The sequence below is a fragment of the Pseudomonadota bacterium genome, assembly GCA_039033415.1.
In the GTDB taxonomy this organism is placed as follows: domain Bacteria; phylum Pseudomonadota; class Gammaproteobacteria; order Xanthomonadales; family SZUA-38; genus JANQOZ01.
The window spans coordinates 148807-161099 of sequence record JBCCCR010000011.1 but is presented as its reverse complement, the minus strand read 5'-3'; the positions used below and the strand labels follow the sequence as shown (position 1 = coordinate 161099).

Genomic DNA, 12293 nt, shown 5'->3' with positions numbered 1-12293 from the left:
CGCCCAAGTCGCCCGTACACCAAGAACCATGTTTGAGCTAACCGACCCGAAGCTCGCGCCAGACGCTGACGGCGCCGTGCGCTCAGACCGCTACGGCGACATCTACTTTCAACGACGAGGGGCGCCGGACGAAAAGCGGCTGGTGTTCCTTACCGGCTGCTCGTTGCCGGAGCGCTGGCGGGGGCAGCGGCGCCATACGGTGGGTGAGACCGGTTTCGGCACCGGACTCACCTTTCTGGAGACCTGGCGCCTGTGGCGGCGGCATCGCCGGCCTCACCAGCATTTGCACTATCTTGCGGTCGAGGCCCATCCCGCCACGGCGGAACAGCTCAGGGACATTCATCAGCGCTGGCCCGCGCTTCAGGTGTACAGCGCCGAGCTGCTGCGCCACTACCCGGCTTTGACGCCGGGCTACCACCGCGTGCACCTACCCGACAACGTGACGCTGACGCTGATGCTCGGTGAGGTGCTGGAGCAGCTGACGCAGCTCGAAGCGGTCGTGGACTCCTGGTTTCTTGACGGCTTCTCTCCCTCGCGCAACCCTCAGATGTGGCGCTCGGAAGTGCTGACCCAAGTCGCGCGTTTAACCGCGACGGACGGCCGGCTGGCCACCTTCACCACGGCTACGCAGGTCCGCGAAGACCTGGCCCGGGTGGGCTTTTCACTCAACCGCGCGCCGGGCTTCGGCAGCAAACGTGAACGGCTGATGGGGGTATACGTCGGTCAGCCCGCATCAGCGTGCCCGGGCTGGTTTGCGCCGCCGCTCCCGGTGCCGGACGGTCCGGTAACCATCGTTGGCGGCGGCGTGGGGGGACAGTGCCTGGCCTCCGCGCTGCGGCGCCGACAGCGCTCGGTCGAAATCCTCGACGCAGGGCCGGCGGCGTCCAGCAACCCGTCGGTCTCGGTGATGCCGAGGCTGGAGGCCGGCAGCGGTCCCGCCGGGCGGTTTTTCTGGCACGCCTACCGCTATGCCCTTTCCTACTGGGGGCAACGCGCTGAGTTTCACCCCTGTGGGGCCCTGCTCCTGGCTGGTTCCGGCCATGACCTCACCCGCTTTCAGCGTGTCGTCGACCTGTGGCGCGCGGGTGACGGTCACCTCACTCTGCTGGACACCCAGGGTGTCCGCGCCGCAAGCGGCCTCTTAAGCCTCGACGCGCCGGGAGGTTTGTGGTTTCCCGAGGCAGGTATCGTGCGGGACTATGCGCGGGGCGCGGTCGCTCAGCGGCATGTCCATGCGGTGGACCGTCATGAAACCGGTTGGCGGGTGGCGACCAGCAGCGGCATGACCGATCACCCAACGGTGGTCTTGGCGACCGGCGCTGATGCGCTTGGCCCCGCTACCGGTCTCCCCGTGGAGCGATGGCGAGGCCGGGCGATCAGCCTTCCGGCAACGGGAGCCTCCCGGTCGCTCCGCTGCGCCATCTTCGCCGCCAAATATTTGCATCCACCCAGCGGCGGGCGCCACTGGGCCGGCGCCAGCTTTGAGCGGGACGACGCGACACCGCCAGCGCCGCTGACGCCCCCGGTGCTCAGCGCCTTTCCGAGCCTCAGTTTGTCGACAGAGGCGTCCGGTGAATGGTCCGGCTGGCGACTTGCGACGCCGGATCGGCTTCCGGCGGCGGGCCCGGTGCTGGATATGACGACCGCGGCAGAAAAGCTGCGCTGGGTGCGAGGAGGGCGCGTCGGCGACGCTGCGCCGTGGCTACCCGGTCTGTATGTCGTGGCTGGCCTCGGCGCCCGTGGCTTTACCACCGGGCCGCTGCTGGGAGAATGGCTTGCCAGCATGCTGGTGGGTGACCCCTGGCCCCTGCCGCGGGACCTGGCGCTGGCGGTATCGACCAGCCGCTTTCTGCTGCGCGAGCTGCGGCGGGGACACACGGTGCCAGCACCAGGTAGGAGAGCGTAGTCCTGGACCAGTCTTCACCGCCCGGCGTCTACGACTGGAGCTGTCGCTCAATGGCGCGGACGTCTCGCCAGAACTCATCACCCATCGCGGCTTTGGCCCGATGCAGCGCGGCTGACACGGTGCCGAAGCTGCTTACCCGGAAGAGCTCGGCGAGCTGCTCCAGCGTTTGGCGGCTGTGGCGCCGGCAAAGCCACAGTGCCGCCATTCGGGGGCGGTTCAGTCGACCGCGGGTTGAGGTGAGCAGACTGCGACGCGTGACGTCAAAGTAGTCCGCCGTCAGCCGGATAATTCTGCGGGGAGGTATCGGGGCATCGACGACCTCCGACGTTCCGCCGCCTGCCGGCTCCCCCGCCTGGACCATCTGGCGCTTGAAGGCGTCGCTGCCGAGTATCGACCCCGGTCGACTTTGGCGATAAAAGCGTCGGACCAGCTCGTTGCTCTCTCCTTCGCGTTCAACGTACTGCCGGTAGCTGCGGGCGTTCCCATCCGTCATTTCGAGGATGGCGGACCGCTGGAGCCATAGTGGCTGTCGTCGTGTAGTGACGTAGCTCGGATAGCTGGACCAGCGGTATCGATCCAGTCGCTGGACGGTGCCGGTGACCAACGGCCGCCGATGAAGGTGCCGGGAAACCGCCAGGAGTGTCGTCTCCGGCTCAAAGAGCACCGCGCGATATCGCCCGCGAAACAGCGGACCATCGCGTCCGGTCATACGGTTATAGCGCTGCGTGTAAACCCCGCCGAGGTGGCGCATCGCCATCGAAAGGTTGGCGCGAAGGGTTCTGAGAATCAGATCGTACCGGTTGGTCATCATGCAGTACGCGTGAACTTCCACCCGGTGCTGCTCCCGCAGGCTGCCGAGCAGCTCCAGAAAGCTCACCCGGTGCTCATCGTTGCGAAAAATTCGCTGCCTTCCCGCACCGCGATTGGAGACGTGGTACCAACCACCCGCGGTTTCTACTCGGTTCGATCTAGCCAAATCTTTCCTCCAGCGCCGGTTCGAGCCTACACCAATTTTTGGCGAGGACCGAACAAACGCAGATTTATCGATTTTTCCATCACTTAGATCACGAACCTGAGGAAAGCAGCGTCACTATGGTGCTTTTCGCAAAATACTGCTGCATGAATGACAAAAAGAAAAATCCCGAATTATTCTTATAGATCACTGAATCTAATCATATTATTTGAGCGTCACCGACAAGCAGCTTCAACAACAATTTCGTTTGTACCTTTTTTGAACAATAACAACAAACCTGGCCCCATATGCGTGAAACTCTTGTGATGAAGGCCTGCTAATACGTAAGATTCATCAGAATATGCACAAACCACAAACCCGACCCCTAAATCCAGAATATCGACATTTTCTCTGATATTTTGACGGAGCCGCCGTGAGCGTTGACCGAATCGGGGGCACAGGAGTAGCTTTAATTCCAACGCAACGGTCAGGCCCGGCGCTGAAAGCCCCACCAGGAATTCAGGGTCAGGAAACCAGCCAAAGCGAGGCGTCTCAGGTGGTAAGGAGACGTTCTGCCGCAAGGCGGCGCCCAGCGGGAAACCGGGAAGGCGACCGACCGACAACCACCGCGGCAGGTGCGAGGAGGAGTAGCTCTCCTCTGAGATAGACGCCAGGCGACGCGAAAGCGCCGGCGACGTCGAAAAAGAAAGGCGGACGCGAAGCGGTCCGAAGCGAGGAAGACGCGAGCAGCCATTTATCAATAGCTGGGAGCGAAGCCCCGCAAAGTTAGGAAAAGCTCGACGGGAAGCGCACTGCAGGGCGTGGACGAGCAGGAACTAGCACAACTTCTCGGAAGGGGAGCCTCGGCTCCCCTTCTTTTTGCCTGTTCTTCGGGCGTGTCTCCCGTCGTTGTTTCTGCCGATTTCACCCGCTGACCCACGCCAGCGGTGGAATCTATTCCATCATCTCCCGCCATAGCTCTCGCACGGCCGCTTCATGAACTGACGCGTCTGGCTCCAGCTTTGCGCCCAGCGATAGGCGAAGCTCAGAATCAGCCGACGACCGATAGCCGGCCACCAGCGTGTCGGCCTGCCTGTCCGACAGCAGACCCGCCGACGCCATGACCCGTAGCAGCTCGGGCGTCCCCACAACGTTCAGCAGGGCCGGATGGGCCTCAGCATACGCCAAACATAAATATTGGCTCAAAAACTCGATGTCCAGCCGGGCGCCGGGGCGGAACTTGAAGCGTTCGCCCGCTGTTGCAGCCTCCTGCTGCATCTTTTCCCGCATGTTCAGGATATCCAGCCGCAACGGATTGACTTCGCGCGGACGCGCCAGCGCCGCGTGCCGGATACGGGAGAATTCTCGACCTACTTCGCGACTGCCAGATACCGGGCGCGCCCGGACCAGGGCCTGCCATTCCCAAACCCAGGCGCTCTTGTTTTGATAGGTCTCATAGGCCGCAAGCGTTGAAACTAGAAAGCCTGCTCCTCCGTTGGGCCGCAATCGCGTGTCCACTTCATAGAGTCTGCCAAACGGCGTTCGGAGGGTTAGCAGACTGATCAGCCTGCGGACCAACCTCGTGTAGTACTGCCGCACAGGAAGCGGCTTGGGTCCATCGGTCTCCGCGCTCTCGTCGAGTGATCCGGTCAGGAATACGAGATCCAGGTCCGAATCGAAGCGCATCTCCCGGGTACCGAGCGTGCCGTAGCCAATCACACCAAACGGAATAGGACCGGGGCTTCCGAAGCGACCGGCAAGCTCGGACACCGTAAGCTGAAGCACTCGGCCCAAAAGGCCTTCCGCCAGCTGAGTGAGAAGCCGCCCAGCCGTCAGCGCGTCCAGGCTGCCGCTCAGAAACGCCATCGCCAGCGTGACCATTTCGCGCTGCTGAAACTGGCAAAGCGCCAGCAGCTCCTGTTCGGGATCACCTTCGGCAGACCGCAATACCAGCTGCAGCTGACGGTCGAGGTCCGCCGAGTCCTCGATTGGGGCTGGCGCGATGAGATCGTCCAATAGCGCCGCGTGCTCACTTAAGCGTTCCGTGAGCCAGCGACTATGGCCGCAAACCCAGATGAGTCGTTCACGGACCTGCGGCTGCTCCACCAGCAGCGCCAGGTAGGCGGTTCGGCGGCAGATGCCAGCGATGATCTTCAGGACGCTGTCGAGGAGCTGCGGCCGCCCTCCCACTTCCGCCACCTGCTTGAGCAGCAGGGGCAGCAGCTGGTCCACCAGTGCGCGGCCCCGGACGCCGGCGGCGTGCACGGCCGAGTGATGCTGGAAGCGCTGCAGCACGTCGCTGGCGGCCTCCGGTTCCGGATAGCCAAGCTCGGCGAGCGCTTGGATCGCCTTCGTTTCGCTATGGCGGAACTGCCAAGCCTGCCATTCCCACTGATCCGCCGCCGCTGATTGAGCCGGCGCGAACGTCCGGCTGAAGATCTGGTGGACCCGGTCACGAACGGTTTGTAGCTGCTCTCCCAGCTCCCGCTCGCCCGAAAACCCGCAGCTGGCGGCCAGCGACCGCAGCGCATCCGGCGCGTCGGGCAAACTGTGCACCTGCTGATCAGCTTTCTGCTGCAGCCGATTTTCGACCCGACGCAGCAGGAAATAGGCGTCCTGTAGCTCCGCCACTTCCGCCGCAGGCAGCAGCCCGAGCTGGCCTACGGCCCTTAGTGCAGCTATCAGACTGGGTTCGCGAAGCGTCGCTTCCCGGCCCCCGCGCACCAGCTGAAACGCCTGCGTTAGAAACTCGATCTCCCGAATGCCACCGGGCCCGAGCTTCAGGTTGGCCTGCTGCTCCCGACCGCTTTCCCGGATCAGCGTCTTGATATCCCGCAGGGAATCGAACACGCCGTAGTCCACATAGCGGCGATAGATAAAGGGGCTCAGGGAGCGAAGTAGCTCCCGGCCTAGGCTCAGGTTGCCGGCAATGGGGGTAGCTTTCTGGAGCGCATAGCGCTCCCAGTCACGACCTTCACGAAGGTAATACTGCTCGGTGGCGGCAAAGCTCAGCGCCAGGCGCCCCGCATCGCCGAAAGGACGCAGTCGGAGGTCCACGCGGTATACGAAGCCGAGCTCCGTCACCGCTTCGAGCAGCTTCAGCGTCCGCCGAACCACCCGGGCAAAAAAGTCTTCGTTGCTCAAGGCTCGTCGGCCGTCGCTTTCGCCAGCTTCGCCGAACGCAAACATGAGATCGACGTCCGACGAAAAGTTGAGTTCGCCGCCACCCAACTTCCCCAGGGCAAGCACCACCAGGTCCTGCGCTGCGCCTTCCTGGTTTCGCGGTGTTCCGTGCTTTTTCGCGAGTTCACCCGCGGCCCGATCAACCGCCAGGCCAATCAGGACGCGGGCCGTTTCCGACAGGCCCGCCAGGGTGTGCGCAACCGGGTCCTCCCCCGAGAAATCCCGCCAGAGAATCGAAAACAGGGCGCGATGGCGGAGCCGGCGCAGTGAATGCATAAAGTCCGTGTCCGGAAGCTCTACCAACTCGGCTGCCGGCGCATGCAGGCTCAGCTGGACCTGGAGTGCCCGAATGTCGAGCGGCTGCTCGAGCCCATCGCCTAACCACTGAGACCGGACCCAGGCGCCCTCCGTTTCGAGAACCCTCAGGGCGTAACTGCTGTAGGCGAGAAGCGGATTTAGACGCTCAGCAAACGCGGAATCAGCCGCCGCCAGGTCGCCAAGCTCCTGCGGCAAATCACGGGCGACGTCCATCAGCGGACGACTGCTGCGACTAGCCGTCGCTCGAATCGTCTTCGGGACGCGGGCACTGGCCCAGCGTGGCCCCGTTGGCCAGGTGCTTGCGAACCTGTTCGTCGCGTTCGAGTCGCAAGGTCCTGCCCTCGTAGCACACCGGCGTAAAGTCTTTGACCCGCGTAGGATTAGCAGGACCGCGAGTCTGATAGACCTGGCACCCGCCAAGGGTCACGATCAAAACGCCCAGCACAAGCTTGTTCATAGTTGCTGTTCCTCGAGGTATCGGTCGACGGCCTGTTCGAGCACTGCCAGCGGCACGGAGCCCTGAGCCAGCAGCACGTCATGAAAGGCGCGCAGATCGAACCGCTCACCCAGGTTCTCCTCAGCGCGCTGCCGTAGCTCTTTGATCTTCAGCTCACCCAGCTTGTAAGACAGCGCCTGGCCGGGCCAGGAGATGTAGCGATCGATTTCTGTCGTGATCTCGTGCATCGACAGGGCCGTGTTGTCCGCCAGATAGTCCAGCGCCCGCTCGCGGCTCCACCCAAACGCGTGCATCCCGGTGTCCACCACCAGCCGGCAGGCACGCCACATTTCGTAGGTCAGCCGACCGAAATGGTCGTAAGGGGTTTCGTAGATGCCCGCCTCAACACCCAGATACTCCGCATACAGTCCCCAACCTTCACCGTAGGCGGAGATGTAATCGTGACGCCGGAACGGCGGCTGCTCTCCAAGCTCCTTGGCCAGGGCACCCTGAAGATGATGACCCGGCACCGCCTCGTGCAGCGTCAGGGCCGGAATCGCGTAAAGCGGGCGGCTCGCCAGATTGTAGGTATTGACCCAGTAGAGCCCGGGTCGCGTGGATTCGACCGGCGCGCCGGCGTACCGGCCGCTGGTGTAAAACGGCGCCAGGTCTGCCGGCACCGGCTCCACGCCGTACGACTGCCGAGGCAGTCGGGCAAAAAAGCGAGGCAGCGCACCGTCCATCTTTTTGGCGTAGTAGCTGGCCACCATCAGCAGCTCGCGGGGCGACTCCGCATAAAATGCAGAGTCCGAGCGCAGGTACTCGATGAAGTCGGCAAAGCTACCCTCAAATTCCAGCTCCTCGATGATCAGCTCCATCGCCGCCCGAATTCTGGCCACCTCACTCAGGCCCACGTCGTGGATTTCCCGGGCGCTGAGGTCCAGCGTGGTGTAGTAGCGAATCTGATCGTCGTAAAACCGCTCGCCGCCGGGCAGTTGATGTGCACCGATGCTCTCACGGGCGCCCTCAGCATATGCGCCGTTGAAGAAGGTGAGCAGTCGCTGGTAGGCCGGCACAATACCGGTTTCCACCAGCTCGCGACCTCGTGCCTGAACCTGGGTGCGCGCCGTCTCGCTGAGGGTCGGAGACGGATCGATCAGCGGTTGGTAGAAGACACTGTCCTCCGCCCGCTCGACAATGTGGGCAAGGATGGCCTTATCGCGCCCTTCCAGCACCACCGCCGGCTGAGTCATGCCAACCCGGAGCCCCTCTTTCATCAGCGCGATATTGTCGTCGACGACCGCCGGCACCAGCGCCAGACGATCCAGATAGTTGTTGTAGTCGGCGGGTGTGGCAAAGGCGGTGGTCTTCGGCAACCGCGCCAGACTCGAGTAAAAACCCGAGTCGCTGTTAAACGGCATCAGATAACCCAGGTTGTCGACGCCGTCGACAAAGCTGCGAATCTGACGCTCAAAGATGGCATAGTTGACCTGCCCTTCGCGGTCCAGCTCGGCTCGATCAATCTCCTCGAGCTGCTTCAGCACCCCCTGCCAGTACCGATGCCGGCGCTGAATATCGACCGGGGTTTGCCGGGCGAGGCGGTTATTGAAGCGTTTGTCTCCTACCCAGCTCGCCAGCAGCGGACTCTCGGTGAGACGGAATTCCCACTCGGCCTCGTAGAGCTCACGAAAGCGCTCAGCCGCGGGGCGGGCTTGCTCCTGAGCCCAGATACCTAGCGGGCACAGGCAGATGACAAATAACGTGACGGCGCGCAAATTCTGCCTTCGCTGCATAGCTTCTCTCCACTGACCGCGACATTATACGGCCGACGACCGACAGCCGTGTCCCGATCGATGGACTCCGGAAGCAGCACCTCAAAAAAGTGACTAGCGCCAGTGCCCGCAGGCCTCTTTCCGACGCGTCTGCAGGTCTCGAATGCGGGCCTTGAGCTCCGGCCCCCGATCCGCTGCATAGCCGTGGCGCCGTTCCTGCCACAGCGCGGCGAGCGCGGTCCGCAGCTGCCGGCAGGTCTCACGCTCACCCTCCTCAGGCGCGGCCAGGACTTCGGTCGAAACCGGCTCCTCGCCGGTGGGCGGCTCAGCGACCTCCGCCGCTGGCATCATGGACGTAGGCGGCATGACGTTCGCCGGTGGGAGCCACACACGGCCGGAGCCCGACGACCCGCGCGAGGATGCGCTGGAAGGGCGATCCGCAAACAGCACCGTTCCGTCGGGGGCGACGCCGCGATAGACCGGCTGCCGTTCAGCGGCAGTGGCGGCCGACAGAACAACGGAGCCGGTTAGCAGCAGAAAAAAAAGACAGAGTTTCATCGTCAGCATCCTCGCTGGCTCGAACAAACAGGCTGGACTCATACTCCTCGACCACCGGCGCCTCGCCCAGAGGCAGGCGCCTCACTAGTCGTACGCCGGTGACGTGGCAGCAGGTGGGTAGACCGCTACAATAGCTGCATGAATGCCAACGACGCTCAGTCCGAGCAGGAGTACTTCGAAACCTATCTGCATCGCGAGCTGCCGATTTCCCGCTTCATGGAGGTGAGCGTCGCTGAGGTCAGCGCGCAGCAGGTTCTGCTGCGCGCGCCCCTGCCGCCCAACAAGAATGACAAAAACACGGGTTTCGGCGGCAGCTTGGCTAGCCTGCTCTTTATGGCGGGCTGGGGCTGGCTGTTCAACGCCCTCCGACGAGCGGAGCTCAACGCGGACATCGTGGTTCAGGACAGCGAAATTCGCTACCACCGGCCATCCACCGGCGATCTGTTTGCCTGCTGCGAAAAGCCCCCGGCTCAGGACTACGAAACGTTTTTGGATCGGCTTGAGCAAAAGCGCGTCGCGAGAATAACGCTCAGCAGCTGGATCGGCCAGGCGAGTGAACCCAACGTCCGGATGACCGGACGATTTGTCGCAAAAATGGAGGAAGCCTCAGCATGAGATTCTGCATCTTCGCCGCTGTGGACCGGCGGCGGTCAGTCGGCACGCTGGCCACCGGCGCATCGATTCTGCTCACCGTCCTCCTCGTCGGCGGCTGCGCAACCGACGGTCGCGCCATGGCGCTCAACGACACGCTAGATGCTTACCGCAAAACGATACGCTGGGAAGCGCCGCTAACGGCCGCTCAGTTTCTGCACCCGGAGGAACGCCCCGCTGAGCGGCAGCTTGGGTTTCAGATCAATCGCCTGGAACAGTTTCAGGTCACCATCTATCAGGCGATGGGGCCAGGCAGCTTTTCGGCTGACGGTGACTTCGTGCAGACGATTCAGATCAATCTGATCAATCGGCACACGATGCGCGAAAAGGTCCTGCAGGATCGGCAGGTCTGGCGCTGGGATGAAGAGCGGGAGCGCTGGTGGTTAACCTCTGGTCTCCCGGATCCCGCGAAAGCGCGCTGACTGACGTACGCGATCCCAAATTCCTGCACCCAAAAAAAAGCCCCGGCAAGCCGGGGCTTTCTACTAACAGCTAGGGCGCTGTCTTACATCATGCCGCCCATGCCGCCCATGCCGCCCATGTCGGGCATCGGGGCTGCCGGCGCTTCTTCCTTCGGCGCCTCGGCGATCATCGCTTCGGTCGTGATCATCAGACCGGACACGGAAGCGGCGTTCTGCAGCGCAGAACGGGTCACCTTGGTCGGATCCAGGATGCCTGCGGCCACGAGATCGGTGAACTCACCGGTAGCGGCGTTATAGCCGTTGTTGCCGGTCTCGCCGGCCACCTGATTGACGATCACAGAAGCTTCAGCACCGGAGTTGGTCACAATCTGACGCAGCGGCTCTTCCATCGCGCGGCGGGCGATCGAGATCCCGGTGTCCTGATCGGCGTTGTCGCCTTTCAGATCGGTCAGGCCGTCCAGAGCGCGGATCAGCGCAACGCCACCGCCGGGGACCACACCTTCTTCCACCGCCGCACGCGTGGCGTGCAGGGCGTCTTCGACACGGGCCTTCTTCTCTTTCATCTCCATCTCGGTAGCAGCACCCACCTTGATCACCGCAACACCGCCGGCCAGCTTGGCCACACGCTCTTGCAGCTTTTCGCGATCGTAGTCAGAGGTGGCGTCTTCGATCTGCGCACGGATCTGCTCGACGCGGCCCTTGATGCTGTCGGCGGCACCAGCGCCGTCGATGATCGTGGTGTTTTCCTTGCTGATCTGAACTTTCTTGGCAGAACCCAGGTCTTCCAGGGTCGCCTTCTCGAGCGAAAGGCCAACTTCTTCAGAGATCACGGTGCCACCGGTCAGGACGGCGATGTCCTCCAGCATGGCCTTGCGACGATCGCCGAAGCCCGGTGCCTTCACTGCAGCCACTTTCACGATTCCGCGGATGTTGTTCACCACCAGGGTTGCCAGCGCTTCGCCCTCAACGTCTTCAGAAACGATCAGCAGCGACTTGCCGGCCTTGGCGACGCCTTCCAGCACGGGAAGCAGATCACGAACGTTGGAGATTTTTTTGTCGTGCAGCAGCACAAACGGGCTCTCCAGCTCAGCGGTCATGTTCTGCTGGTCGGTCACAAAGTAGGGAGAGAGGTAGCCGCGGTCGAACTGCATACCTTCGACAACGTCCAGCTCATTCTCGAGCGTGGAGCCTTCTTCGACAGTGATGACACCTTCCTTGCCGACCTTCTGCATGGCTTCGGCGATGATGTTGCCGACGTCAGCATCAGAGTTGGCGGAGATTGTGCCCACCTGGGCGATGGCGGTGTCGTTGTCGCAGGGCTTGGACAGACCTTTCAGCGAATCAACAGCAGCGATAACCGCCTTGTCGATACCGCGCTTGAGGTCCATGGGGTTCATACCGGCGGCCACAGCCTTGAGGCCTTCGCGCAGCATGGCCTGAGCCAGAACCGTCGCGGTGGTGGTGCCGTCACCGGCAACGTCAGAGGTCTGGGAAGCAACTTCCTTAACCATCTGTGCGCCCATATTTTCAAACTTGTCGGTCAGCTCAATTTCTTTAGCGACAGACACACCGTCTTTGGTGACGGTCGGGGCGCCGAAGCTCTTGTCGAGCACAACGTTTCGACCTTTCGGTCCGAGGGTGACCTTCACCGCGTTGGCCAGGGTGTTGACACCGGCCACCATGCGCTTGCGTGCGTCCTCGGAAAAGCGGACTTCTTTAGCACTCATGTTGATCTATTCCTTAATTAAGATATTTGGTGGGACAGGTTGCGAGCAGGCCGATTAGCCTTCGATGACCGCCATGATGTCGTCTTCACGCATCACCAGCAGCTCTTCACCGTCAACCTTGACTTCGGTACCGGAATATTTCCCGAAAAGCACCTTGTCACCAGACTTGAGGTCCAGGGAACGGACTTCGCCGTTTTCCAGGATTTTGCCGTTGCCGACAGCCAGGACTTCCCCTTTGATCGGCTTTTCGGTGGCGTTGTCTGGGATTACGATGCCGCCGGGAGAGGTGCGCTCCTCTTCCATGCGTCTGACGATCACGCGATCATGCAGCGGACGGATATTCATGAATGGTTTTCCTCCAAAAATGG

At 62.5% G+C, this 12293-nt stretch carries 11 protein-coding genes; 3 read left to right on the top strand and 8 right to left on the bottom strand.

The window, feature by feature from the left end:
• Nucleotides 1–28 precede the first annotated feature (28 nt).
• The gene (mnmD, locus tag AAF358_11140) at nucleotides 29–1906 is read left to right on the top strand and encodes a tRNA (5-methylaminomethyl-2-thiouridine)(34)-methyltransferase MnmD (GenBank protein MEM7706101.1); all 1878 of its coding nucleotides are present in this window, start codon (nucleotides 29–31) and stop codon (nucleotides 1904–1906) included.
• A 28-nt stretch (nucleotides 1907–1934) separates the two neighbouring features.
• Here the strand turns inward: mnmD and AAF358_11135 are convergent, their stop codons facing one another.
• From AAF358_11135 to AAF358_11110, 6 genes are all read right to left on the bottom strand, one after another.
• Entirely contained in the window at nucleotides 1935–2882 is a 948-nt protein-coding gene (locus tag AAF358_11135; protein ID MEM7706100.1) for a hypothetical protein, read from the bottom strand.
• Nucleotides 2883–3094: 212 nt separating this feature from the next.
• Nucleotides 3095–3439, bottom strand: coding sequence for a hypothetical protein (locus AAF358_11130; GenBank protein MEM7706099.1), 345 nt, complete (start codon nucleotides 3437–3439; stop codon nucleotides 3095–3097).
• 373 nt (nucleotides 3440–3812) lie between these two features.
• A complete protein-coding gene (gene glnE / locus AAF358_11125; protein ID MEM7706098.1) occupies nucleotides 3813–6572 on the bottom strand; it encodes a bifunctional [glutamate--ammonia ligase]-adenylyl-L-tyrosine phosphorylase/[glutamate--ammonia-ligase] adenylyltransferase in 2760 nt (919 codons plus the stop codon).
• A 19-nt stretch (nucleotides 6573–6591) separates the two neighbouring features.
• Nucleotides 6592–6816 (bottom strand): hypothetical protein, encoded by a 225-nt coding sequence (locus tag AAF358_11120; protein MEM7706097.1) that lies wholly within the window; start codon nucleotides 6814–6816, stop codon nucleotides 6592–6594.
• Entirely contained in the window at nucleotides 6813–8588 is a 1776-nt protein-coding gene (locus AAF358_11115; protein MEM7706096.1) for a DUF885 domain-containing protein, read from the bottom strand. Before AAF358_11115 ends, AAF358_11120 begins: the two co-directional genes overlap by 4 nt.
• A gap of 93 nt (nucleotides 8589–8681) precedes the next feature.
• Complete coding sequence (locus tag AAF358_11110) at nucleotides 8682–9125, bottom strand: hypothetical protein (protein ID MEM7706095.1); 444 nt, start codon at nucleotides 9123–9125, stop codon at nucleotides 8682–8684.
• Between the two features lie 138 nt (nucleotides 9126–9263).
• On the opposite strand from AAF358_11110, the gene AAF358_11105 reads away from it, so the two are divergent.
• Nucleotides 9264–9740, top strand: a complete 477-nt coding sequence (locus AAF358_11105) for a YiiD C-terminal domain-containing protein (GenBank protein ID MEM7706094.1) — start codon at nucleotides 9264–9266, stop codon at nucleotides 9738–9740.
• Nucleotides 9737–10198, top strand: a complete 462-nt coding sequence (locus AAF358_11100; GenBank protein MEM7706093.1) for a hypothetical protein — start codon at nucleotides 9737–9739, stop codon at nucleotides 10196–10198. Before AAF358_11105 ends, AAF358_11100 begins: the two co-directional genes overlap by 4 nt.
• A gap of 83 nt (nucleotides 10199–10281) precedes the next feature.
• On the opposite strand, the gene groL is transcribed toward AAF358_11100, so the two are convergent.
• Both groL and groES read right to left on the bottom strand, forming a co-directional pair.
• Entirely contained in the window at nucleotides 10282–11925 is a 1644-nt protein-coding gene (gene groL / locus AAF358_11095; protein ID MEM7706092.1) for a chaperonin GroEL, read from the bottom strand.
• A 54-nt stretch (nucleotides 11926–11979) separates the two neighbouring features.
• On the bottom strand, nucleotides 11980–12270 hold the full coding sequence (groES, locus tag AAF358_11090; protein ID MEM7706091.1) for a co-chaperone GroES: 291 nt from the start codon (nucleotides 12268–12270) through the stop codon (nucleotides 11980–11982).
• Nucleotides 12271–12293 lie beyond the last annotated feature (23 nt).